21 protein-coding genes and 1 tRNA gene are annotated in these 22,866 nt (G+C 62.2%); 12 read left to right on the top strand and 10 right to left on the bottom strand.

The features are described from left to right. Positions 1-117: 117 nt before the first annotated feature. The 6 genes from ppk2 to ASE60_RS29175 all read left to right on the top strand — a co-directional run bounded on the left by ppk2 (position 118) and on the right by ASE60_RS29175 (position 5,776). The gene (gene ppk2 / locus ASE60_RS29200) at positions 118-1,038 is read left to right on the top strand and encodes a polyphosphate kinase 2 (protein WP_057255075.1); all 921 of its coding nucleotides are present in this window, start codon (positions 118-120) and stop codon (positions 1,036-1,038) included. 224 nt (positions 1,039-1,262) lie between these two features. Next, positions 1,263-2,105: a MurR/RpiR family transcriptional regulator gene (locus tag ASE60_RS29195; RefSeq protein ID WP_057255074.1), complete on the top strand. Its 843-nt coding sequence runs from the start codon at positions 1,263-1,265 to the stop codon at positions 2,103-2,105. A 294-nt stretch (positions 2,106-2,399) separates the two neighbouring features. Then, positions 2,400-3,863, top strand: coding sequence for an MFS transporter (locus tag ASE60_RS29190; protein ID WP_057255073.1), 1,464 nt, complete (start codon positions 2,400-2,402; stop codon positions 3,861-3,863). Further along, the gene (locus ASE60_RS29185) at positions 3,860-4,519 is read left to right on the top strand and encodes an aspartate/glutamate racemase family protein (RefSeq protein ID WP_057255072.1); all 660 of its coding nucleotides are present in this window, start codon (positions 3,860-3,862) and stop codon (positions 4,517-4,519) included. The genes ASE60_RS29190 and ASE60_RS29185 overlap by 4 nt, the downstream gene beginning before the upstream one ends. 133 nt (positions 4,520-4,652) lie before the next feature. Then, on the top strand, positions 4,653-5,243 hold the full coding sequence (locus tag ASE60_RS29180; protein ID WP_057255071.1) for an ankyrin repeat domain-containing protein: 591 nt from the start codon (positions 4,653-4,655) through the stop codon (positions 5,241-5,243). Positions 5,244-5,272: 29 nt separating this feature from the next. Continuing rightward, on the top strand, positions 5,273-5,776 hold the full coding sequence (locus ASE60_RS29175) for a YHS domain-containing (seleno)protein (protein WP_057255070.1): 504 nt from the start codon (positions 5,273-5,275) through the stop codon (positions 5,774-5,776). 89 nt (positions 5,777-5,865) lie between these two features. Here the strand turns inward: ASE60_RS29175 and ASE60_RS29170 are convergent, their stop codons facing one another. Further along, a complete protein-coding gene (locus ASE60_RS29170) occupies positions 5,866-8,082 on the bottom strand; it encodes an adenylate/guanylate cyclase domain-containing protein (protein WP_057255069.1) in 2,217 nt (738 codons plus the stop codon). Between the two features lie 234 nt (positions 8,083-8,316). On the opposite strand from ASE60_RS29170, the gene ASE60_RS29165 reads away from it, so the two are divergent. Together ASE60_RS29165 and ASE60_RS29160 are read left to right on the top strand one after the other, a co-directional pair. Next, positions 8,317-9,339, top strand: coding sequence for a DUF1254 domain-containing protein (locus ASE60_RS29165; RefSeq protein WP_057255110.1), 1,023 nt, complete (start codon positions 8,317-8,319; stop codon positions 9,337-9,339). A gap of 39 nt (positions 9,340-9,378) precedes the next feature. Beyond that, positions 9,379-10,185 carry an alpha/beta hydrolase gene (locus tag ASE60_RS29160; protein WP_057255068.1) on the top strand — a complete coding sequence of 269 codons (807 nt, stop codon included), beginning with the start codon at positions 9,379-9,381 and terminating at the stop codon, positions 10,183-10,185. 78 nt (positions 10,186-10,263) lie between these two features. Here the strand turns inward: ASE60_RS29160 and metH are convergent, their stop codons facing one another. The 4 genes from metH to ASE60_RS29140 all read right to left on the bottom strand — a co-directional run bounded on the left by metH (position 10,264) and on the right by ASE60_RS29140 (position 16,758). Then, entirely contained in the window at positions 10,264-14,034 is a 3,771-nt protein-coding gene (gene metH / locus ASE60_RS29155; RefSeq protein WP_057255067.1) for a methionine synthase, read from the bottom strand. A gap of 164 nt (positions 14,035-14,198) precedes the next feature. Further along, positions 14,199-15,359, bottom strand: a complete 1,161-nt coding sequence (locus tag ASE60_RS29150) for an AGE family epimerase/isomerase (protein WP_057255109.1) — start codon at positions 15,357-15,359, stop codon at positions 14,199-14,201. Positions 15,360-15,362: 3 nt separating this feature from the next. After that, positions 15,363-15,857 (bottom strand): heme-degrading domain-containing protein, encoded by a 495-nt coding sequence (locus tag ASE60_RS29145; RefSeq protein ID WP_057255066.1) that lies wholly within the window; start codon positions 15,855-15,857, stop codon positions 15,363-15,365. 4 nt (positions 15,858-15,861) lie between these two features. Next, positions 15,862-16,758 (bottom strand): ROK family protein, encoded by an 897-nt coding sequence (locus tag ASE60_RS29140; RefSeq protein WP_057255065.1) that lies wholly within the window; start codon positions 16,756-16,758, stop codon positions 15,862-15,864. Positions 16,759-17,009: 251 nt separating this feature from the next. On the opposite strand from ASE60_RS29140, the gene ASE60_RS29135 reads away from it, so the two are divergent. Both ASE60_RS29135 and ASE60_RS29130 read left to right on the top strand, forming a co-directional pair. Next, positions 17,010-17,086: transfer RNA gene (locus ASE60_RS29135), tRNA-Arg, on the top strand. A gap of 132 nt (positions 17,087-17,218) precedes the next feature. After that, on the top strand, positions 17,219-17,719 hold the full coding sequence (locus ASE60_RS29130; RefSeq protein ID WP_057255064.1) for a GNAT family N-acetyltransferase: 501 nt from the start codon (positions 17,219-17,221) through the stop codon (positions 17,717-17,719). Here ASE60_RS29130 and ASE60_RS29125 read toward each other — a convergent pair. Further along, on the bottom strand, positions 17,716-18,618 hold the full coding sequence (locus ASE60_RS29125) for a LysR family transcriptional regulator (RefSeq protein ID WP_057255063.1): 903 nt from the start codon (positions 18,616-18,618) through the stop codon (positions 17,716-17,718). The two genes, ASE60_RS29130 and ASE60_RS29125, sit on opposite strands and share 4 nt — an antisense overlap. A gap of 113 nt (positions 18,619-18,731) precedes the next feature. Here ASE60_RS29125 and ASE60_RS29120 point away from each other — a divergent pair, with 113 nt between their 5' ends. Both ASE60_RS29120 and ASE60_RS29115 read left to right on the top strand, forming a co-directional pair. After that, a complete protein-coding gene (locus tag ASE60_RS29120; RefSeq protein ID WP_057255062.1) occupies positions 18,732-19,454 on the top strand; it encodes an SDR family NAD(P)-dependent oxidoreductase in 723 nt (240 codons plus the stop codon). Next, positions 19,448-19,936, top strand: coding sequence for a RidA family protein (locus ASE60_RS29115; protein ID WP_057255061.1), 489 nt, complete (start codon positions 19,448-19,450; stop codon positions 19,934-19,936). Before ASE60_RS29120 ends, ASE60_RS29115 begins: the two co-directional genes overlap by 7 nt. 185 nt (positions 19,937-20,121) lie before the next feature. Here ASE60_RS29115 and ASE60_RS29110 read toward each other — a convergent pair whose 3' ends face one another. From ASE60_RS29110 to ASE60_RS29100, 4 genes are all read right to left on the bottom strand, one after another. After that, complete coding sequence (locus ASE60_RS29110) at positions 20,122-21,054, bottom strand: phosphatase PAP2 family protein (RefSeq protein ID WP_057255060.1); 933 nt, start codon at positions 21,052-21,054, stop codon at positions 20,122-20,124. A 189-nt stretch (positions 21,055-21,243) separates the two neighbouring features. Beyond that, positions 21,244-21,612 (bottom strand): VOC family protein, encoded by a 369-nt coding sequence (locus ASE60_RS29105; RefSeq protein WP_057255108.1) that lies wholly within the window; start codon positions 21,610-21,612, stop codon positions 21,244-21,246. A 135-nt stretch (positions 21,613-21,747) separates the two neighbouring features. Continuing rightward, complete coding sequence (locus ASE60_RS35325) at positions 21,748-21,909, bottom strand: Thivi_2564 family membrane protein (protein WP_089044368.1); 162 nt, start codon at positions 21,907-21,909, stop codon at positions 21,748-21,750. A 142-nt stretch (positions 21,910-22,051) separates the two neighbouring features. Continuing rightward, entirely contained in the window at positions 22,052-22,774 is a 723-nt protein-coding gene (locus ASE60_RS29100; RefSeq protein WP_057255059.1) for an META domain-containing protein, read from the bottom strand. Positions 22,775-22,866: the final 92 nt, after the last annotated feature.

Below are 22,866 nucleotides of genomic sequence, written 5' to 3'. Positions count from 1 at the left end.
GACGATCAGGGGCGCAGAAGCGCCCGGCGTCAAATTCCTTTCATGCGTCTGTGAAATAAGCCGACTAACGATAGAATTTGCAAAGCTGTCGGTGGACACATCGTATCGGAGGGTCAGATGAACAGGTCGAACGACGAGATCGAGACGCAGGACTGGCTGGAAGCGGAACTGGCCGACACGCTCGACGAAGACTACGAACTCGAGCTTTCAGAACCGGCGCTCTCTGAGGAGATCCGCAAGATCTATCGCAAGAGCCACCCGCCGACGATCCCGCGCATCGATTACTTCCGCGCGCTGCTGAAGCTGCAGTCGGAGCTGATCAAGCTGCAGGACTGGGTGGTCTACCACAAGGAAAAAGTGGTGGTGATCTTCGAGGGGCGTGACTCCGCCGGCAAGGGCGGCGTCATCAAGCGCATCACCCAGAGGCTCAATCCGCGCGTCGTGCGCGTCGTCGCGCTGCCGGCACCCTCCGACCGTGAAAAGACGCAATGGTATTTCCAGCGCTACGTGCCGCATTTGCCGGCCGGCGGCGAGATCGTGCTCTTCGACCGCTCCTGGTACAACCGCTCCGGCGTCGAGCGGGTCATGGGCTTTGCCGCCGAAGATCAGGTCGAGCAGTTCTTCAACGACGTCCCTGAATTCGAGCGCATGCTGGTGCGTTCGGGCATTCGGCTGGTCAAGTACTGGTTCTCGATCACCGATGAAGAACAGCAGATGCGCTTCCTTGTGCGCATCCATGATCCGCTGAAGCAGTGGAAGCTGTCGCCCATGGACCTGCAATCGCGGGTGCGCTGGGAGGGCTATACCAAGGCCAAGGAAGAGACCTTCGCCCGCACCAACATTCCGGAAGCGCCCTGGCATATCGTCGAAGGAAACGACAAGAAGCGTGCCCGGCTCAACTGCATCGATCATCTTCTGACGCAGTTCCCCTACGAGGAGGTGCCGCACGAGGAAATCTCGCTGCCGGAACGCGTCTTCAACCCGGATTACGAGCGCAAGGTGCTGCCGCCGGAACTCTACGTGCCGTCGAAGTACTGACGGCGGGGCTACTGCATGTCTCCTTAAATCGACCTCGATTTAAGGACGAAGACATGCAGCAAATCAAAGTGCTACAGCGACCTTCGCGCGTCTGATAAGACGCGCGGCGCTGTAGGACCTTCCCCCGTTCCCAGTTGAAAGCGAGGCGGCACCCGCCCGCCTCGCTTGCAATATCCTCTCGAAAATCAGAGATTGCCGTGAAACGACAGTTTCATGGAATCGACATGAGCCCCAAAGAACGCTCCTTCCTCACGCGCGTCCGCCAGGTGCTGCCGGAGCTGCATCCGGCCGAGCGGCGGCTGGGGGATTTCCTTTGCGATTTTCCCGGCGAGGTCGCGAGCTACTCGGCCCAGGAGCTGGCGGCGCTGGCGCATGTGTCGAAGGCGACCGTCTCCCGCTTCATCCAGCGCTTGGGCTACGACAACTACGAGGAGGCGCGCCGTCATGCTCGCGCCGACAAGCAGACGGGCTCGCGGCTGTTCCTTGCGACTGCCACCGACAGCGGCGGCGAACAGTCGCTCTCCTCACATGTGGCGCAAGGCGTGGCCAACATCGAGGCGACCTTTCTCGCCATCTCCGAGACCCAGGTGACGGCGGCGGCAAACGCCATTCTCGGCGCCCGCAAGGTCTGGGTCATCGGCTTCCGCGCCAGTCATTCCTTCGCCACCTATCTGCAATGGCAGATGACCCAGGTGGTCGAGCACATCGCCGCCATCCCCGGCGGCGGCCAGACGCTCGGCGAACATCTGGTCAGCATCGGCCGCGACGATGTCGTGATCCTCTTCGGGCTGCGCCGGCGCGTCTCCCTCATGGAGCCGATTCTCGGACAGCTGGAAAAATCCGGCGCGCGGCTGCTCTACATCACCGACGAGGGCGTGCCCTTCCTCAACCAGGCGGAATGGCATTTCCGCTGCCAGACACTGGCGCCAGGCCCCCTCTTCAACCACGTCTCGGTCATGGCGCTCTGCCATCTCTTGACGACACGATGCATCGAAATCGCCGGCACTGCCGGTCGAAATCGGCTGCGTGGCATCGAAGCCATCAACGATGCGCTCGAGGAATTGTGAGCGTAGATTGGGCAGCGGCCTGAAACGCCAGATTATTTTTTGCACATAAGAAATCTCAGTTTCGTTCGCTTGCGACACGACAGCCAGCCTCCAAGCCGCTGACTGCAAAAGAGAAACTGTGGTTTCTCTTGAGATGGCACGAAACCTGCATTCCACGAATTTTATGCAGCGAAGGGCTCCTTCCTTTCGCAGTGCATCACAGAATCTTCTATGAAACCTCAGTTTCATGATGTAGATTTCATGAAACTGAGTTTTCACATTTTCACGTTGTTAAGCCATAAAGGGGAACGAACCATGGCAGCGGAAAATATGGTGCCGTCCGGCAGGTCATCGCCGGTCATCAGACAGTTGGAATCAGCCTTCACCAAAATTGGCGTCACCGGCGCCCACAAGCAGATCCTCGCCCTCGTGCTCATCGGCTGCCTGTTCGACAGCTTCGAGCAGAACACCATCGGCGTCGCCGGCCCGATCCTGAAGGAACATTGGGGGCTCACCGGCACCGACATCGGCTTCCTCAACACCATCACCTTCGGCAGCGCCGCCATCGGCCGCCTGCTCTCCGGTATCCTTGGCGACCGCTACGGCCGCCGCGTGATGCTGACCATCAACCTCCTGCTTTTCACCATCGGTTCGGCCGCCTGCGCCATGGCGCCGAACTTCGCCACCCTCTGCTTTGCCCGCGCCATCGTCGGCTTCGGGGTCGGCGGCGAGATCTCCACGGCGGTCACGATGCTGTCGGAATTCTGCTCGCCAAAATTCCGCGGCACGGCAGCCGGCCTCGTCAATGTCGGTGCTGGCGGTTTCGGCAACTTCCTGGCACCTGCCTTCGGCCTGATGATCTTCACCCTCTTCCCGGGTGAAAACAGCTGGCGCTGGCTTTTCGCCTCGCTTGCTCTGCCGGCCCTGCTTGTCGTCTTCTATCGCCGTTTCGTGCCGGAAACACCGCGTTTCCTGGCATCACAGGGCAAGATCGACGAGGCCAATAAGGTGCTTTCGATCCTCGCCTCCGGGTCGCTGCGCCCGCGCAACCTCAAGGTCCAGGAATATCTGACCAAGGACCACCTCAAGGACCAAGAACCGGCCAAGAGCGACTGGAAGGAACTCTTCCGCGCGCCCTTCATCGGCCGCACCGTCCCGGTCGCCATCGCCATCCTGATGAGCTACGGCGCCCAGCTCTCGGTGCTCACCTTGATGCCGATCATCTTCGTGTCCATGGGCTACACGCTCCAGGGAAGCCTGCTCTACAGCATGATCATCCAGAGCGGCAGTGTGCTCGGTGCTATCGCCGCCTCGATGTTCGGCTATTACTTCCCGCGCAAGAGGGTGCTGACCCTGGGTGCCGTCTTCGCCTGCCTTGCGGCGGTCTCGATCGCCTATCTCGGCACCAACATCTATCTGGTGCTGATGTTCGGCGCGATCTTCCAGTTCTTCGTGCTCTTGCTCAACACCTCGATCTGGATCTATGCGCCCGAACTCTTCCCGACCCGCGTCCGCGCCTTCGGCGTGGCGCTGATCCTGGCAACCGGCTCGGCCGCGGGCTCCTTCATCCCAACCATCGCCGGCGCGCTCTTCGACGTCTACGGCATGGTCGGGGTCTTCGGTCTCGCCGCCGGCATGTATGCGGTCTTCGCCTTCTGCATCCAGCTCGGGCCCGAGACCTATGGCATGTCGATGGAAGACCTGACCCAGCCTGCCGATGCCGACCTCGCAAAGGCTGACACTTCTGAAATCAAAGTCGGCGCGGAACTGAGAACGTGAGTGCACATATCCTTCTGATTAACCCGAACAGCTCGCTTGCCACCAGCGACATGATGGTCTCCATCGCACGCCGGGCTGCATCAGGACGCATGGCCGTGGCAGTCGCCACGGCCATGCGGAACCCGCCGATGATCGTGACGCCCGAGCAGTTGGATGCGGCCGCTGCCGAGGTCGTCGAGATCGGCGAAAGGCATGAGGCTGGATGCCTCGGTATTGTCGTCAGCGCCTTCGGCGATCCCGGCCTTGCCGCCCTCAAACGCCGCCTCGCGATCCCCGTGATCGGCATCTGCGAGGCCTCGATGATCGAGGCCTCGCAGGGCGGCCGCAAGTTCGGCGTCGCCACCACGACGCCGGAATTGATCCAGGCGATCGACGACCGCGCCCGCGATCTCGGCGTCTGGGACCAGTATACCGGCATCCGCTGCACGTCAGGCGACCCGCTCGCGCTCTCCGCCCACCCCGAGCGCCTGCTGGAAGCCCTCGGCGACGCCGTCCGTCAGTGTGTTGAATTGGATGGCGCCGAGGCCGTCATCATCGGTGGCGGCCCGCTCGGCCAGGCGGCCGAACAGCTCCAGCCGCTGTTCCCGACGCCGATCATCGCGCCCATTCCGAGCGCGATCGACCGCATGCTCGACCTGATGCAGGTCGCCGCCTGACAGGCATTCATCATCGCAGCCACCCAAAAGGAGTATGGATCAGGCAACGGTAACGCCTGTTTCCACCGGTCGCCCTGTGGTATTTTCGCTCTTTCCAATTGGGCAAGACCGAAGCTGGGGCGGAGGTTGCGCGATGAAATCTATCCTGGCAGCATTCGTCGCGGTGGCGTCCTTTGCTGCGGTGGCCATGGCCGGCCCTTTGCATGACGCGGCACGGGACGGCGACACGGAGCGCGTCAAGCAGTTGCTCGATCAGGGAACCGACATAACCGAGCCCGATGCGGCCGGCGAGCCGGCGCTGTTGATTGCCGCTCTGAAAGGACGCACCGAGGTTGTCGCGCTCCTCATCGAGCGCGGCGGCGACATCGAGATCCGCAACAAGGGCGGCCTGACGGCCCTGCACGCCGCCGCCTATGGCGGCAATCTCGAAACCGTCAAACTGCTCGTCGCCAAGGGTGCTGCTGTCAACGACGTCGCCAACTTCTACAAGATGTCGCCACTGCATGCGGCAGCCGAAGAGGGCCACGCCGAGATCGTGGCTTTCCTGCTGACCAACAAGGCCGACATCGAGGCCAAGGAACGCAACGGCTACACGCCGCTGACGCAAGCGGGGTGGCGCTCCCACTGGCCGGCCGCCGAGCTGTTGCTGAAGGCTGGAGCCACCTGCCAGAAGGCCGACCTCGTCGGCGACTGGCTCTACGGCGAATGCACCAAGCGACAATAACAAGCACATCCGGAAACGGAGGACATGGCATGTCTCGACACTCCATACCATTTGCGACCGCGGCGACGGCGGTGCTGCTCGCATTCGCCAGTCCGGCGTTGGCGGAAGAACCCGTCAACACCGGCTATTTCGGCGACGTGGCGATCAAGGGTTATGATCCGGTCGCCTACTTTACAGAGAACAAGGCGGTCGAAGGATCGCCAGAATTCAGCTATCGCTGGCTCGGCGCCACCTGGCAGTTCGCCAGCGCCGAGCACCGTGACCAGTTCATCAAGGAACCCACCCGCTATGCGCCGCAATATGGCGGCTACTGCGCCGACGGCGTCTCCTTTGGCACGGTGACGACCAACATCGACCCCAAGGCCTGGCGCATCATCGAGGACAAGCTGTACCTCAGCTACGATCCGGGCGCTGCTGACGGCCTTGTGAAGAATCCGAACAAGGTGGTCGATTCGCGCAAGCACTGGTCCGAGGTCGAGCAGACGCTGCTCACTGAAAAGGCGTCGATCAACTGGACGAAGCCCTCGCCCTAAAGCAGTTCCAGAAAAGTGTGTAGCGGTTTTCCGTCCAGAACAGCGTCAATTGAGTGAATCGGAGTGCCTTCGATGCCGGGTGACTGCCGTCACCGCTCGATCGAGAAGAACTTCAGCGCCTGCGGCGTGACGTTGATGTAGTCCGCCGTGCGCTCGCCCTTTGCCGTGTTGCGGTAGACATAGCCGCAAACCATGCGGTCGAGGAAATATCCGTCATACTTCTCGCAGAGCTGGTTGCCCTTCACCTCGATGCGGCCGGTGATGTTCGTATTGCTGGTGCGGTAGGCGGTGTTTCCGTCCTTGTCGAAGAACTGCGCGAAGCTCGTGCCGTTCTTGTGCACGCCAACCCAGGTCTTGTCATCGGTCAGTTGCTTGAGTTCCGCCGGGCCAAGCCGGTCGCTGGCAGCACCAACAAAGCCGAAGGGCCATTCCGGAATGCCAGCGACACGCAGGCCGAAAAGGTGACGATAGAGGTCCTCTTCGCGCCAGTAGTCATAGAGATAGCTATAATAGGTCAGGTTGGTGTCCGGAAAGAGTTTTAGCAGTTCCGCGGCTACTGCCGCTGCGCTCTGCTGATCGCCGCGCTGGGCATAGGCCGAGGCGAGATACTCCTTCACGGCTTCCGCCTTCGGCAGCGTCTCGCGCGCCGCTTCGATCAATGGGATCGCCTTTTCGAGGCGGCGCGCCGTGTAGTAGACGATGCCCGCCAGAAGCTGCAGGCTCGATGAGGGCGACGGATCGAGCCTGAGTGCCCGTTCGATATCGTCTAAGGCCTGCTCGTGCTCCCCGGTCTGGGCAAGGATCAGCGCCAGATTGGCGAGCGCCTCGGCATCGTTAGGCTGCATGGAGACGGCCCTGAGCGCCGATTCCTTTGCCTCCGAAGCGCGTCCATCGACGAGCTGCAGCAACGCCAGCACCGTATGGGCGCGCGCATTGTTGGCGTCGAGTTTCAGCGCCTGCCCGGCCGCATCATAGGCGATCTTGCGCGCCACCGCCGCCGACCAGAGATAGTTGTAGTCGTTGCGCCAGACGTCGACCGCGATGCGGGCTATGCCGGCATGAGCATCGGCGAAATCGGGATCGAGATCGATCGCCCGCTGGTAAAAGGCGAGTGTCTGACGATTGGTCTCGACATCGCGCCAGATAAGGCCCTGCTGCTCGGCGCGCATGTAGTTGTCATAGGCTTCGAGATTATCGGTGGGGATCCGTGCCAACCGGTCGCGCTCGCCCTCGCTGAGCTTGACCTCAAGCGCGGCAATGATCTTGCCGATGACGTCATCCTGAACGGCGAAGAGATCGGCATATTGGCGGTCGTAGCGCTCCGCCCAGAGCGACAACCCGCTCACCGCGTCGAAGAGCTTGACGTTGATGCGCAGCCGCTGGTCGGCCCGCTGCAGCGTGCCCTCCAGCACATAATGCACGCCGAGTTCGGCCGCCACGTCCTGGATCTTGGTGGCGCTCCCTTTGAGCGCAAACACCGAGTGCCGGGCGATGACGAAGAGGCCGGACACTTTGGACAATTCGGTGATGAGATCGTCGGTCAGTCCCTCGGCCAAGTGGTCGTGGTCGCTGTCGCCGCTGACATTGATGAAGGGCAGCACCGCGACGGAAGGCTGGTCCGGCAGGGGATAGGCGAAACGCTGCGCCGGGCCGTCCTGCCCGATCCATGTCCACGGCTGCCACCAGGCGAGCGCGGCTGAAATTGCGATCGCCGCAAGCCCGGCCACCAGCCCCTTTACCCAGACAGTCTTTCGCCGGTTTTTCTCAACAACCGTCCTGCCCGCGGCTTCCGGGTCCAGGAGCACGCGGTAGACCCGTATCGGATCGCCGAGCCCCTTGACCGGCTGCTGCCCGAGCGACACGAAACCGGCCTTAAGCTTCGAGCTGACCTGGTCATAGGCCGTGCCGGATATCGCAATGCCGCCAGGCTCGGCCAATCCCTGCACCCGGTCGGCGATATTGACGCCATCGCCATGGATGTCGTCGCCCTCGACGATGATATCGCCGAGATTGATACCGATGCGGAAATCCAGCCTCTCGCCATCTGGCCCCTTGTCGGCTTCTGCCGCCTTGCGCCTCTGGATTTCGATTGCGCACTGCGTCGCATCGACAACGCTGCGGAATTCAACGAGCAGCCCGTCGCCCATCGTCTTCACCAGACGCCCGTGATGCTCGATAAAAAACGGCTCCAGGATGTTGGAAAGGTCCGACTGGAATCGCAGGCGCGTCCCTTCCTCGTCCAGCCGACTCAGGCGGCTGTAACCGACGACATCCGCGATCAGGACGGCAGCGAGACGGCGCTCCATCGACGAGCTCTCAACGTACGATGTACTCCAACACAGATGTTACCGCAGCTTGGCAGACGGCGCCATCGGCGCGGTCCGGCGATGGCGCCCCGCGTGCGTCGTAACCGTTACGTACTTGCGGTTCCCCGTCGAACTGGCACGATTTTGGGCTACCATCGGATGGAGTTTGCCACGCTAGGTGACGAAGCGAGCACCGCCGATGCAGCGCGGCAACTGACTGAGAAGGATCCGAGCATGATGTATTGTCGTTCGCTCTTCATGGCCGGCGCACTGGTGATGGCCGTCGCCACACAATCAACCGCCGCCGACCCCGTCACGGTCGGCGTCGACAACTTCGTCCGCGCCGAGAGCGACATGTATGCGGCCAGCATGGTCAAGGACGGCGCCTTCGGCAAATTCCTGCACCGCCGCGAACCGGCTTCGATCGACAACCAGACCGTCATTCGCCTCAACCGCGACACGCTCTATTCGTCGGCCGTGTTCGATCTCGATGCCGGGCCGGTTACCATCACCATGCCGGACGCGGGAAAACGCTTCATGTCGCTGCAGGTGATCAACGAGGATCACTACGTGCCCGAGGTCGTCTACGGCGCCGGCGAGACGACGCTGACGAAGGAAAAGGTCGGCACGCGCTACGTCGTCGTCGGCATCCGCACGCTCGTCGATCCGGCCGACCCGAAGGACATCGCCGAGGTTCACACCCTGCAGGACGCGATCAAGGCCAGCCAGCAAAAGGAAGGCAAGTTCGAGGTCCCGGCCTGGGATCCGGCCAGCCAGAAGAAGGTGCGCGAGGCGCTGCTCGCGCTCGGCGCCACCATGCCGGACTTCAAGAAGGCCTTCGGCACCAGGCAAGAGGTTGATCCGATCCGCCATCTGATCGGCACGGCCACCGGCTGGGGCGGCAATCCGGACAAGGATGCGACCTATCTCAACATCACGCCCACTAAGAATGACGGCAAGACGATCTACAAGCTTACCGTCAAGAACGTGCCGGTCGATGCCTTCTGGTCGGTCAGCGTCTACGATGCGCAAGGCTTCTACGAGAAGAACCGGTATGATGCCTATACCATCAACAACATCACCGCAAAGAAGGGCGACGATGGCAGCGTCTCGATCCAGTTCGGCGGCTGCGACGGCAAGATCCCCAACTGCCTGCCTGTGGTCGACGGCTGGAACTATACCGTGCGGCTCTACCGGCCCCGCAAGGAAATCCTCGACGGGTCCTGGCACTTTCCCGAGCCGCAACCGGTGAACTAAGCTTCCCGCGTGATGAATCAGGCACGGGAGACTGAGCGCATGGAGTTCCGGGACGATGGTCTTGTCGCGTTTGCCGGGCATGGCGCAGCGCCCCTGCCCGCCGCAACCGTCGAGGGCCATGTCGAGCGCGATGGTGCGCGCATCTGGTATGCGACCTATGGATCGGGTACGCCGGTGATCCTGCTGCATGGCGGCCTCGGCCATAGCGGCAACTGGGGCTACCAGGTGCCGGCACTGCTGGAGGCCGGGCACCGCGTCATCCTGATCGATAGCCGAGGTCACGGCCGCAGCACCCGCGATGCCAGGCCCTACACCTACGAACTGATGGCGTCGGACGTGCTCGCCGTTATGGACAGGCTCGAGCTTCAAAAAGCAGCCTTTGCCGGCTGGAGCGACGGCGCCTGCATTGCGCTCGTCCTCGCCTCGATGGAACCGGAGCGTGCCGCCGGCGTCTTCTTCTTCGCCTGCAACATGGACCCGAGCGGAACCATGGAAATCGAGCCGAGCCCGGTGCTCGACCGATGCTTCGGCCGCCATTCGAGCGACTACAGACAGCTGTCGGCAACGCCGGATGATTTCGGCGCCTTCGTCGATGCCGTCAGCGAGATGCAGAAGACTGAGCCGAACTACACCGCCGAAGAACTCGGCCGGATCCGCGTACCGGTCGCGATCGTCCAGAGCGAAAACGACGAGTTCATCAAGCGCGAGCACGCCGACTATCTGGCGCGCAGCATTCCCGGCGCCAAATTCATCCTGCTCCCCGACGTCAGCCACTTCGCCCCGCTGCAGCGGCCAGAGCGCTTCAACGTCGCGCTCATCGGCTTTCTGGCAAGCCTTCCCGACTGACTGCATGCCCCGGGTGCGACGGCCTCCGTGCGAATGGACGGGCCAAGACCGGCCCGTCTGCCTGCCGTTCGAACGAGATTACTCGGCCGCCTCACTCTCCGGCATCGGCACGTAGTTGAGGATCGGCGACAGCCAGCGCTCGACCTCGCGCACCGGCATGCGCTTGCGTGTCGCGTAATCCTCGATCTGGTCGCGCTCCACCTTGGCGACACCGAAGTAATAGGCCTCGGGGTGGCCGATATAGAGGCCTGACACTGACGAACCCGGCCACATCGCATAACTCTCGGTGAGGCTGACGCCAATCGCAGCTTCCGCATCGAGCAGCCGGAAGAGCGTCGCCTTTTCCGTATGGTCGGGCTGCGCCGGATAGCCCGGCGCCGGACGGATGCCGGCATAGGGCTCGCCGATCAGATCCTGCGGCGTGAAAACCTCGTCGGCCGCATAGCCCCAGAGCTCCTTGCGCACATATTCATGCATGCGCTCGGCGAAGGCTTCGGCAAAGCGGTCGGCCAGCGCCTTGACCAGGATCGAGGAATAGTCGTCGTTGGCGCGTTCGAAACGCTCGGCAATCGCAACCTCCTCGATGCCGGCGGTGACGACAAAGCCACCAACATAGTCGTTGGAGCTGCTGTCGGCAGGGGCGACGAAGTCGGAAAGGGCCACATTCGGGCGACCGTCGCGCTTCGTCAGCTGTTGGCGCAGCGTGAAGAAGGTCGCAAGCTCAGACGACCGGTCTTCTCCAGTGAAGAGCCGGATGTCGTCGCCGACCGTGCCGGCCGGCCAGAAGCCGACCACCGCCTTCGGCGCAAACCACTTCTCTTCGATGATCTGCGCAAGCATCGCCTGGGCGTCGTCGAACAGTTGCCGGGCGGCGGCACCTTGCGCCTCGTCCTCCAGGATCTTCGGATAGACGCCCTTCAGTTCCCAGGTCTGGAAGAACGGCGTCCAGTCGATATAGCGGGCGAGTTCCGCCAGGTCCCAGCTCTCGAAGACCCGCGTGCCGAGGAAGGACGGCGTCTTCGCCTGATAGACAGACCAGTCGACCTTGTGCTGGTTGGCGCGCGCCTGCGACAGCGGCAGCCGACGCTTTTCCGCTTCGTTGCGTGCATGTGCGTCGGCAACCTTGCGGTACTCCGCCCGGACCGTCTCGATGTAGTTGCCCCGCGCCTCCGGCGACAGGAGGCTCGAAACGACGCCGACGGCGCGGCTGGCATCGGTGACATAGACAGTCTGGCCACGATCGTAGCGCGGATTGATCTTGACCGCCGTATGGACGCGGCTGGTCGTCGCGCCGCCGATCAAAAGCGGAATGTCGAAGCCTTCGCGCTCGAGTTCGGAGGCGACATGCACCATTTCGTCGAGCGACGGGGTGATGAGCCCCGAAAGGCCGATGATATCGACCTTCCGCTCGCGCGCCACGTCGAGGATCTTCGCCGAAGGCACCATGACGCCAAGATCGATGATCTCGTAATTGTTGCAGGCGAGCACGACGCCGACGATGTTCTTGCCGATGTCGTGCACGTCGCCCTTGACCGTCGCCATCAGGATCTTGCCGGCGCTTTCGCGCGCTTCGCCGCCATTGGCAAGCTTCTCCGCCTCCATGTGCGGCAAGAGCACGGCAACCGCCTGCTTCATCACGCGTGCGGATTTCACCACCTGCGGCAGGAACATCTTGCCGGAACCGAAGAGGTCGCCGACGACATTCATGCCGGCCATCAGCGGGCCTTCAATGACGTGCAGCGGCCGCGCGGCGGTTAGCCGGGCCTCTTCGGTGTCGATCTCGATATACTCGGTGATGCCGTTGACCAGCGCGTGCTCAAGACGTTTTTCGACCGACCATTCACGCCAGGAGAGATCCTTCTCGCGCGCCTGTGAGCCGCCCTGGCCGCGATAACGCTCGGCGATTTCAAGCATGCGCTCGGTCGAATCGGCGCGGCGGTTGAGCACCACGTCCTCGCAGGCCTCGCGCAGCTCCGGATCGATTGCATCGTAAACGGCAAGCTGGCCGGCATTGACGATGCCCATGTCCATGCCCGCCTGGATGGCGTGATAGAGGAAAACGGCATGCATCGCCTCCCGCACCGGCTCGTTACCGCGGAAGGAGAAGGAAAGGTTGGAGACACCGCCGGAGATATGCACATGCGGCAGCGTGGCGATGATTTCGCGCGTCGCCTCGATGAAGTCGACGCCGTAATTGTTGTGCTCCTCGATGCCGGTCGCCACCGCAAAGATGTTCGGGTCGAAGATGATGTCCTCGGGCGGGAAGCCGGCCTCTTCCGTCAGGAGCTTGTAGGCGCGGCTGCAGATCTCGACCTTGCGCGCCTTGGTATCGGCCTGACCGACCTCGTCGAAGGCCATGATGACGACGGCGGCGCCATAGGCGCGGCAGAGTTTCGCGTGGTGCAGGAAAGCCTCTTCGCCTTCCTTCATGGAAATGGAATTGACCAGCGGCTTGCCCTGAACGCATTTTAGGCCCGCCTCGATCACTTCCCATTTCGACGAGTCGATCATCACGGGCACGCGGGCGATATCCGGCTCGGAGGCGACGAGGTTCAGGAACTCGATCATCGCCTGCTTCGAATCGATCAGGCCCTCGTCCATGTTGATGTCGATGATCTGGGCACCGTTCGCCACCTGGTCGCGCGCGACATCGAGTGCGGCCGAATAGTCGCCGGCGGTGATCAGTTTGCGGAACTTGGCCGAACCGGTGACGTTGGTGCGCTCGCCGACGTTGACGAAGGGAATGTCCGCGGTCAGCGTGAACGGTTCCAGGCCGGAGAGCCGCATCAGCGGTTCGACCTTGGGGATCTCGCGCGGCGGATGCTTGGCAACCGCTCTCGCAATCGCGCTGATATGAGCCGGCGTCGAGCCGCAGCAGCCGCCGACGATGTTGAGGAGGCCATCGCGCGCGAAGGCTTCCACTTGGGCGGCCATCTGCTCGGGTGTTTCGTCATACTGGCCGAACTCGTTCGGCAGACCGGCATTCGGATAGGCGCAGACAAGGGTATCGGCAACGCCCGAGAGCTCGTCGATATGGGCGCGCATGGCATTGGCGCCGAGCGCGCAATTGAGCCCGATGGTGAACGGATCGGCATGGCGAACGGAATGCCAGAAGGCGGTCGGCGTCTGGCCGGAAAGCGTGCGGCCCGAAAGGTCGGTGATCGTGCCTGAGATCATCACAGGCAGCTCGATGCCCTTTTCGGCGAAGACTTCCTTGGTGGCGAAGATCGCGGCCTTGGCGTTCAGCGTATCGAAAATCGTCTCGATCAGGATGATATCGGCGCCGCCGTCGATCAGCCCGCGGATCTGTTCGGCATAGGCGATCCTGAGGTCGTCGAAGGTGACGGCGCGATAACCGGGATTGTTGACGTCAGGCGAGATCGACGCCGTGCGGTTGGTCGGTCCGAGCGCGCCGGCGACGAAGCGCCGGCGGCCGTCCTCGGCCTCGGCACGCTTGGCGGCACGGCGCGCCAGCCGGGCGCCGTCGCGGTTGAGCTCATAGACCATGTCCTCCATGCCATAGTCGGCCTGGGCGATGCGGGTCGAGGAGAAGGTGTTGGTCTCGAGGATGTCGGCGCCGGCGATCGCATAGGCGTAGTGAATGTCCTCGATCGCCTTCGGCTGCGTCAGCGTCAGAAGATCGTTGTTGCCCTGCTGATGACACGCGCAGCCGCCGAACCGGTCACCACGGAAATGCTGCTCGATAAAGCCGAGCTGCTGGATCTCCGTGCCCATCGCGCCGTCCATGATCAGGATGCGTTCACTCGCCGCCCGACGCAGCGCCTCTTTGAGCTCGGAGCCGTCCGGCTTGGAGGAAACGTCACCGAAAAGGGCGCCGATGGCGGACATGGGAAATCTCCCGTTCTGAAAACGACAAACAATAATCGAGTCAATCACATAAAGATATCTTTATGTCAACATATGGCGCGATCACATTTGGCCATCTGGACAAAGAAAATGGCCCGCCGCGATTGCGACGGGCCATTATGAAAGGACCTGCTCCGGACGGCAAATCAAAGCCGTGCCAGGCAATCCTCGGTTTCGTATATGGCGCAGAGGATGTGATAGAAGCTGCTGGCCGGTGCAGGCTCGTCAACGAAGCTGCCATCGGCCTTCTGCTTGTCGCGCCAGAGACCCGCGACCGGGGTCTCCAGGAAAGTCTGAAGCGCTGCCGCCGCCCGCGCAGCCGAAGCGAGATAACGCTCCCGCTCGGCGCCGCCGGTCAGCGCCGCGAAACGAACCGCGGCCTTCAGCCACTCGGTCTGCGGCCAGAGCCGCGCGATCGGGTCGGCCACCGAGAGATCGTCGAGAAGCGTCATGATCGCAACGTTGCGGTTCGCGCAGATGCCGTGCGCCTCGCCGATATCGAAGAGCCGCCGCGCTTTCACGATCGCCTCGGCGCTGCCGCGGCGTTCCGCCCAGCGCAACAGCAGCCAGGCCCATTCGAAGAGATGACCGGGCTCGACGATGCGGCCCTTGTCGCCGGCAATCGGCGCCCAGTCGTGATCGAAGAACTCACGCAGGACGCCGGTCTCAGCGTCGATGAAATGATCCATCGCCAGATCCGCAATCTCGTCAGCGAGATTGGCCCAGGCGACCTGATCGAAGCCCTCGACCGCCTCGCTGGCGAGGCACGCCTCGAAGAGATGCATGTGCGGGTTGGAGCAAAGCGGCAGCCGTGGGGGATTGTCTTCCTCGAAACCCGCAACCGGATGCTTGACATGCGCCTCGATCCGAGACCGAAGATCATTGCTGCGTTCGATCATTTCGGCCTTCCGTGCCGGCACGACCTCAGCGAGATAGGCGAAGGCGAGCAGCGCGAAGGCCTGGTTGTAGAGATCGAAGGATCCGTCGAGCAAATTGCCATCCGCATCGGCGAGCGCGCCGTAGAAGCCGCTCGGCTGCTTGAAGACGCGATCGAAATAGGCAAGCCCGCCTTCGGCAGCGCCGCACCAATCGCCGGACCAGCCGCGTCGGCCGGCTTCGGCAAAGCAATAGACCTGCCGCGGCTGGACGCGCGCGCGCCTGTTGGCGCGCGTCGGTTCACCCGCCATGTCGATCGTCTCGACGAAGCCGCCTGGGGAATCGACACCCTTGTCGCGCCATAGCGGCAGGGCCTTGTCGGCGAGCCATTGCGAAAGAGCCTGGGACTGAGACAAAATATCGCCTGACAACACTCAGCCCTCAAGCTTCAACGCGTCATGATCCTTGCCGAGCAAGGACGAAAGCGCTTCGACGACCATGTTGTGGTCCTCGCGCTGCGGCAGGCCGGAAACCGTGACCGCACCGATGCAGCCGGTGCCTTTGACGACGATCGGGAAGCTGCCGCCATGCGCGGCGTAATCAGCATCGGCAAGCCCGAGCTTTGCCTGCAGATTCGTCTGTGCCTTGGCGAGCTCGCGGCCCGTGGCATAGCTGCTCTTGAACAGCCGGAAGACCGTGTTGCGCTTGCGGCGCACCCAGTTCGGATTGTCGGGCGTCGCCCCTTCGAGCGCGGCGTAGAACACCGGCATCGAAAACAGCGTGATGTCGATGACGACGCCGAGCTTGCGCTCGACCGCCATCTTGCGCAGCAGCGCGCCGAGCTCCCAGGCCGTTTCGAGGTCGAAGCGCTCGAACTGCAATTCCTGTTCCTGCCGCGCGATGCGGCCCAAGTCCTTGTCGATATTCATGGGTTCAGTCCTTCCAGAGCCAGGCCGCACCGCGCACACCGGAACTGTCGCCATGCAGGGCCTTGCGGATGGGGGTTTCGAACGTGTCGCCGAAGAGATAGTTGACCACCCGCGGCGGCACGTCGTTATAGATCTCGTCGACATTCGACATGCCACCGCCGAGCACGAAAACGTCGGGGTCGACGATGTTGGTGAGCAGCGCCAGGCTGCGCGCCAGCCGGTCGACGAAGCGCTCGTAGACGCCCGTTGCAACCGGGTCGCCCGCCCGCTTTGCCTCGATGATGTCGCGGCCGCGGCGCTCCGCGCCTGTTGTGATCCGGTAGTCGAGCTCGACGCCGGTACCGCAGGCATACATGTCGAGGCAGCCGTGTTTGCCGCACCAGCACTTATGCCCGGGATATTCGTCCTTCGTCATCCACGGCAGCGGATAGTGGCCGATCTCGGCGGCAACGCCCTGATAGCCGGCATGCACCTTCTTGTCGATCGCAAGACCGCCGCCATGGCCTGTGCCGACGATGACGCCGAAAACCACATGCGCGTCCCTGCCCGCACCGTCGACCGCCTCCGAAACCGCCAGGCAGTTGGCGTCGTTGGCGAGCCTGACCGCACGGCCGAGTGCCGCCTCCAGGTCACGTCCGAGCGGCTTGCCGTTGATCAGCACCGCATTGGAATTGCGCACGATGCCCGTGCGCGGATTGGGGCTACCGGGAATACCGATGCCGATCGAGCCCTTTTCGCCCGCCGTCTGTTCGGCAGCAGTGACAAGATCGAGAACGGCGCGAATGCAGTCGTCGTAGCCGCTGTTCGGGGTCGCGACGCGATGCCGGGCGCGCGTTTCGCCATCGCGCCCGAGCGCGATGACTTCCATTTTCGTGCCGCCCCAATCTATTCCGATGAACATATGTGGATCAGGTCTCTGATGAAGGTCTCACGGGGAACGCCAGCCTCCTCAAGCCGACGCCCGCCTTGCTTAGCATTCGAGCGACCGGAAAGACCAGCCCCGTTTCGCAATCGATTTAAACACGCGGGAGATGGCGCCAATGCGTCGCTCTGACGAGATAACCCAGGCTCGGCGGCGCCGGCATTTCCGCGGACACACGCGCAAAAACACTTGGCTAAGACGCCTTGCTTTTGTATGGGTGCTATCCAAGTGGTCCCGTAGCTCAGCAGGATAGAGCACCAGATTCCTAATCTGGGGGTCGCGCGTTCGAATCGCGCCGGGATCACCATAAAAATCAAATAGATAGAATTCCAACCCTCCGACACATTCCCCGGGCCGTTCCCCACTCGCGTTTACGCAGCGCTCTATGCCCCCGGCCAAAATGTGAGATTCCAGCCAAACGCATTACACTGGTGCACTCATGGTTCAGTTGCTCGTGACCTATATGGAAATGCGTGGACAACGCGCGGGCGAAGCGCCTCCATCTCCGGTCGAGGGTGCGCGGGTCCTGCCCGAGTTGCCCGATGCCGCCACGTTCCTATCGCTCTACCGCGCCGTCGGCGATCCGTTGCGCTGGGATCAGCGCCTGCGCATGAGCGCAGCCGATCTCGACGGTTTTCTTCGCAGCGAATCGACTGGCCTCTACATCCTGCGGGTGGACGAGCGAGCGGTCGGGCTCTGCGAATTCGACCGCGTCGGGACACCCGACATCGAGCTCACCCATTTCGGCTTGGTCCCCGAGGCGTACGGCAGGAAGCTCGGACCGTTCCTGCTCGACAGCGCGCTGCGCGCTGTCTGGAGCGGCGGACCGAACCGCATCTGGCTGCACACGGACGAATGGGATCACCCAAAGGCGCAGGACACCTATCGCCGCGCCGGCTTCAGCGTTTTCGCGCAGAAGCTCGAAGAGGTCGATGGCTAGCGAAGCGGCTGCCATGCCGGGCCGCGCCAGGCTCTCAACGCCTGCAAGAAGACCTGAAGTCGCGACGGCAAAAACCGCCGCGTCGGACAGACCGCATGCACAAAGACATCCGGCGCCGACCATCCGGGAAGCACGCGCACGAGCTTGCCGCTCCCAAGCAGGCTGTCGCAGAAGATCGGCGGAAGCCGGCCGATGCCATGGCCGCGCTCGGTGATGGCGCTGGCCGACTGGATATCGTGGACCGAGACGGCTCCGGTCACGTGAAGCCTGATCGATTCGTCCCCGTTGACGAGATGCCATTCGGTTTCGTTGCTCCGGGCATTGACCAGCACACAACGGTGGTCGCGCAGATCTTCCGGCACGGAAGGCATGCCGTGTTCGTGCACGTATTCGGGAGCAGCCACGAGGAAGTGGGTGCTCCTGCCGATGCGCTGTGCGACGAGCGACGAATCGCGCAATTCGCCAAATCGGACCGCCACGTCGATGTTTTCGGCAACGAGATCCATGAACATGTTTGTGACCAGCAGGTCGACCTCGATCTCGGGGTATTTCTTCAGGAAACCAGACAGGAAATCAAAGAACGGCGGCTGCCCGAGAGTCATGGGGACTGTGATGCGCAAAAGCCCTTCGGGTTTTCTTTGCGCTTCGCTCAGGACCCGTTCCGCGTCGTGAAGCTGCTTCAGCGGTTCGCTGCACTCCGCGTAGTAAGCGCGCCCCTGAAGCGTGAGGTTCAGTTTGCGCGTCGTCCGCTGCAACAGAGTGACGCCCAGTTGCTCCTCAAGGGCCGTCACTTTGCGGCTAACCGTTGAAACCGGCATGCCGAGCGCGCGCGCCGCCCGGCTGAAACTCTCGAATTGCGCAACGGCAGCGAAGACCGCGATATCGTTCAGATCGACCATGGCAACGATTTTTGCACTGATGGAAAAGTAATTCCAGATAATTTCATCTAATCGTGCAATCGCACCTCGACCATATTGATCCCACGAACGCAATCCAACCGTGGAGAGATCAAATGACCAACAAGGTCGCCATCATCACCGGCGCGTCCCAGGGTATCGGCGCGGGCCTTACAAACGCCTTCCTCGCTCAGGGCTACAGTGTCATCGCAACCTCGCGAAGCGTCAGCCAGTCCCGGGACATCGTCGAATCGGACCGGCTGGCCCGCGTCGACGGCGATATCGCCGATCCGGCCACGGCGAAACGCGTGGTCGAAACCGCGATCGACCGGTTTGGCTCGATCGACGCGCTCGTCAACAATGCCGGCATCTTCTTCACCAAGCGCTTCGTCGACTACACCGCTGAGGACTACCGCCAGCTGAGCGCGACGAATATCGAAGGCTTCCTCCACACGACCCAACTGGTCGTCAGGCAGATGCTGGCGCAGAAGAGAGGCGGCAGCATCGTCAGCATCACGACGCCGCTGGCCGATCGCCCGATCGCGGGCATGAACGCCTCGGTCGCGATGCTGACCAAGGGCGGCATCAATGCGATCTCGAAGAATATCGCCATGGAATACGCAAGGGACGGAATTCGCGTCAACGTCGTTGCCCCCGGCGTCGTCGACACCCCGCTCCACAAGGACAACCCGAAGGATTTCCTCAACACGCTCTCGCCGATGCACAGCATTTCCAGCGTCGATGAGATCGTGGATGCCGTCCTGTTCCTGACCAGGGCGCCGCGCGTCACCGGGGAGGTGCTGAACGTCGACGGCGGCGCGCATTTGGGCAAATGGTAAGCCGCGGGCAAGCGACCGCCGCTGGCGCAGAACAGCGGCTGAATGAACTCGGCATCGCGCTGCCTCCTCCACCGACACCGTTCGGCAACTATGTCGAAGGGGTCAGGATCGGCAAGCTGCTCTATCTGAGCGGCATGCTGCCGGTCATCGACCGCAAGCCGCAGGTCGTCGGCCGACTTGGGGTCGAATTAACGGTCGATGAGGGACGTCGCGCGGCGGAAATCGCTACCCTGAGTGCATTGTCGGCAATCAACGCTGAGCTCGGTTCGCTCGACAAGGTCGCTGCCATCGCCAAGCTCGGCGTCTACATCGCAACATCAGGCGATTTCCGCGACCACCCCGCGGTCGCCGATGGCGCATCCGACCTGCTGGCCGATGTCTTCGGTCCCGAGCTTCTCTCGGGCCGTATCGTCCTCGGCGTCGCCAGCCTTCCGCTGGGATTGTCGGTCGAAATCGAGCTTTTGGTCGAAGTGGCAGATTGAGACCATCGGTCGGCGGCGATCCACGCCGCCGACTTTCGGGACGGAAGTCAGTTCGTCATTCGCCTGTCACGAACAGAAGCTATTTGAACAGTCACACCTTCTTGATGACCACGGATGAACTGGCGTCGATCGAAGGTGATGAGGAAGGTCGGGTTTGCCCCGGCCTTTTTTGTTTCGGTCATTGCCTACAGTGTCGTCGCAGCCTGCTCTGGCCGGTACCGTTCCCTTCCCAGCCCCATGACCGCTCTAACCACCAGGATTGAAACCACAGCGACCATTGCGCCGGCAATCACATCACTCAAATGATGTCCACCTTCCGGCAGCGTACCGATGATCATCACTGCGTTCAAAACAGCGATCGGGCCGGCGGCCCAGCGAACGCTGCGCAGGGAATACACGACCATGATTCCAAGGGCCGTGTGGTAGGAGGGGAAAGTCACAAGGCCTTGCGCGTTCCCAACGAACAGGTTGAAGTTGTCCCCCGACCTCAGCCTCAGCAGTTCGGAGTAGTGCCACATCCCGGCTTGTGCCGTAAACGCGTCGAAGGTTTCGGGCGGCGGATCGAAATAGGCATAGGCGCCCGCGGCCGGAAACATCGCCATCAACAGGCCGGTAAACACCGAGGAAACCGCAAGCAGCGCGACGAACTCCAAGGCTTTGTCCGCTCGCCGAGCCGCACTGTACAAGAGAAACAGCGCAATCACCTGAGGCGTCAGGCTGTGATAGGCGATTACCAATGCCCATGCGACCGGCGGAGACCCGTTCGTCGTCTCCAGAAACGAACGCCAATCGAAGCCTAGCGCCGCGTCGAGTGCGGCCAGTTTGCCATCGACCAGGGGAACCTGGGTTGCCGAGGCCAAATACATGAAGATGGCACTGACGAAGCCGAGTGGTAGAAAGATCGTGGAAACCGCGACCAGTACAATCAGGCGGTCCGCAGCCCATCGCATCGCACCGGCCGCCCACGATCTTTCATCGCGCAGGCGGTAGAGAACAAGCCTGCCGATCAGATAGGCAGCCAAAGCGGCCGACGCCGCCTTCGCAAGGTGACCAAAGTTTCGAGGATCAAGGCTGATCACTGAAAATGGCAGCCACACAACATCGATCGCCGCGAACAAGACAGTCACACAACGATGATCGAAACCAAACGACGATTAGCCCCCATATCGACATAGAACCATTCTTTGCCAGTACCGGCAATACTTGGTTCAACTCGAGCAAGGGCCGCGTCACTGCTTTCCCGAACAGGGATCGACCACCTGCAGGCTTAGGCAAAATCGGCCCGGAATCACAGCGTTCGCAGCACTTCAATCATCCGGCCGGCAGACGCGCAGGCGATGGCCATCCGGGTCGAGTGCGACGAAGGTGCGGCCGAAGACGGCCGTTTTCAGCTCCTGCTCGATCGTAAGCCCCCGCTCCCGCCAAGCGGTATAGAGCCGCTCGACCTCGGCATCGTCCTTCACCATGAAGGCGATTTCCGAGCGATGGCCCGTGCCGGAGGACATGAAATCCTTCGCCGCCGTGGACCAGAGACTGAACGTCAGGCCGTTTTTCAGTTCGAAGGCGACATAGCTTGGAAAGGCGGCGGCGGGCTCGCGATCGAGCAGGTCGGTGTAGAAGCGTGCGCTCGCCAGCGGGTCTTCGACATAAAGCAGGATGAGGTTTGGTGACAGCATGGTCGGGTCTCCCGTTTCGACAACGCGACCCTGGGCATAATGACTGTCAGCTTCCGTCAGCATCGACCGACCGCGCAGAAAAACCGCAGGCACATCGGAGCCGGCGGCTTTCACATTGGTTGGGAACGAGGCGCGTCAGAAGACGGCCAAGTATTTCAACAGAGAGATGATGCCGATGATGATGACGATGATCTGGACGATCTGTTTGGCGCGCGCGTCGAGCGGCAGCCGCTGGACGAGATAAAGCACCAACACGATGACAAGGAACGTAATCAGGATTCCGATAAGCAGCCCCATGGATCAACTCCCTTTTCACAACGACAGCGCGATAGCGCCGGGATTGTAACTATGGAGCGAGGGTAAAAGTTCCGATTCTCCCGGAAACTTCTTTAGCCGGGTTGGAAAGCGCGGTTGGAGAAGTTGCGGGGCAGCCTCCGCGTCAAGGCGCAGGCTTGCAGGCGATGCCCTGGTCCTGTTCGCCCTTCGTCGCGTCGAAAAGCGTCGCTTCGTCACCCTTGGTCCACCAGATATACTGGCCGCCGGCATATTTGGCGCCCGAAGCGGCAACCACATTGGCGGCGACGACAAAGGTATCGTCGATCGTGAAAGTCACCAATGAAACCGGGCCGGCATTGATGTACTCCGCTTCGACGGGCTTGCCGCCGCAGTCATAGCGCACCGATCGCCGATCCACCGTACCGGCTCCCGGAGCACGGAACGTCACGTCGATCCCTTCGGAACCCACCGTCATCGACGCCAGTTTGATCGCGGTCCTGCCCTCCGCCTTGTTGAGCACGAGTTTCGATCCCTCGACTGCCCAGGAGAGTTCGCTGCCAAGCGCCTCCAGGAATTTCTGTTCCTGGGTCATCGCCGCCGGCACGCACATCTTGCGTGTCGATGCGGCCGGGCCGAAGGTGATCTTCGTGCCCGACAGACTGAAGGTGCCGGTGAAATGGTTGCAGCCGGCCATGCCGCCGTAAGTGCCGTCCTCGCGGATTTCCAGCGTCGATTGCAGATCGTCGATGACGCCGCCGCCACCGATGTCCTCGGCAAGCCAGGTACCGACGAGCTGCGGCGGAACGTTTTCGGCTGCAACCGGCTGCATCGAGGCCATCTCGATGGTCACGCAGGCGCAGGAAACGGCGGTAATGATCTTCAGCATCGCGAACTCCTTCGGGCTCCGACTCAAAGCAGTCCGATTCTTAGCCCGTGGACGACACGGATTGAAGACCGCGCCCTTGTTGCCGGCGGAAT

Origin of the sequence: Ensifer sp. Root278, assembly GCF_001429285.1 — a bacterium.
Classification (GTDB): domain Bacteria; phylum Pseudomonadota; class Alphaproteobacteria; order Rhizobiales; family Rhizobiaceae; genus Ensifer.
The sequence above is the reverse complement of the archived record's forward strand: the minus strand, read 5'-3'. Positions and strand labels throughout refer to the sequence as shown.

Bases quoted from the DNA above. Each gene is read 5' to 3' on its own strand.
- ppk2 (WP_057255075.1), top strand. From the start codon at position 118: ATGAACAGGTCGAACGACGAGATCGAGACGCAGGACTGGCTGGAAGCG.
- ASE60_RS29195 (WP_057255074.1), top strand. From the start codon at position 1,263: ATGAGCCCCAAAGAACGCTCCTTCCTCACGCGCGTCCGCCAGGTGCTG.
- ASE60_RS29190 (WP_057255073.1), top strand. From the start codon at position 2,400: ATGGCAGCGGAAAATATGGTGCCGTCCGGCAGGTCATCGCCGGTCATC.
- ASE60_RS29180 (WP_057255071.1), top strand. From the start codon at position 4,653: ATGAAATCTATCCTGGCAGCATTCGTCGCGGTGGCGTCCTTTGCTGCG.
- ASE60_RS29175 (WP_057255070.1), top strand. From the start codon at position 5,273: ATGTCTCGACACTCCATACCATTTGCGACCGCGGCGACGGCGGTGCTG.
- ASE60_RS29170 (WP_057255069.1), bottom strand. From the start codon at position 8,082: ATGGAGCGCCGTCTCGCTGCCGTCCTGATCGCGGATGTCGTCGGTTAC.
- ASE60_RS29165 (WP_057255110.1), top strand. From the start codon at position 8,317: ATGATGTATTGTCGTTCGCTCTTCATGGCCGGCGCACTGGTGATGGCC.
- ASE60_RS29160 (WP_057255068.1), top strand. From the start codon at position 9,379: ATGGAGTTCCGGGACGATGGTCTTGTCGCGTTTGCCGGGCATGGCGCA.
- metH (WP_057255067.1), bottom strand. From the start codon at position 14,034: ATGTCCGCCATCGGCGCCCTTTTCGGTGACGTTTCCTCCAAGCCGGAC.
- ASE60_RS29145 (WP_057255066.1), bottom strand. From the start codon at position 15,857: ATGAATATCGACAAGGACTTGGGCCGCATCGCGCGGCAGGAACAGGAA.
- ASE60_RS29140 (WP_057255065.1), bottom strand. From the start codon at position 16,758: ATGTTCATCGGAATAGATTGGGGCGGCACGAAAATGGAAGTCATCGCG.
- ASE60_RS29130 (WP_057255064.1), top strand. From the start codon at position 17,219: ATGGTTCAGTTGCTCGTGACCTATATGGAAATGCGTGGACAACGCGCG.
- ASE60_RS29125 (WP_057255063.1), bottom strand. From the start codon at position 18,618: ATGGTCGATCTGAACGATATCGCGGTCTTCGCTGCCGTTGCGCAATTC.
- ASE60_RS29120 (WP_057255062.1), top strand. From the start codon at position 18,732: ATGACCAACAAGGTCGCCATCATCACCGGCGCGTCCCAGGGTATCGGC.
- ASE60_RS29115 (WP_057255061.1), top strand. From the start codon at position 19,448: ATGGTAAGCCGCGGGCAAGCGACCGCCGCTGGCGCAGAACAGCGGCTG.
- ASE60_RS29105 (WP_057255108.1), bottom strand. From the start codon at position 21,612: ATGCTGTCACCAAACCTCATCCTGCTTTATGTCGAAGACCCGCTGGCG.
- ASE60_RS35325 (WP_089044368.1), bottom strand. From the start codon at position 21,909: ATGGGGCTGCTTATCGGAATCCTGATTACGTTCCTTGTCATCGTGTTG.
- ASE60_RS29100 (WP_057255059.1), bottom strand. From the start codon at position 22,774: ATGCTGAAGATCATTACCGCCGTTTCCTGCGCCTGCGTGACCATCGAG.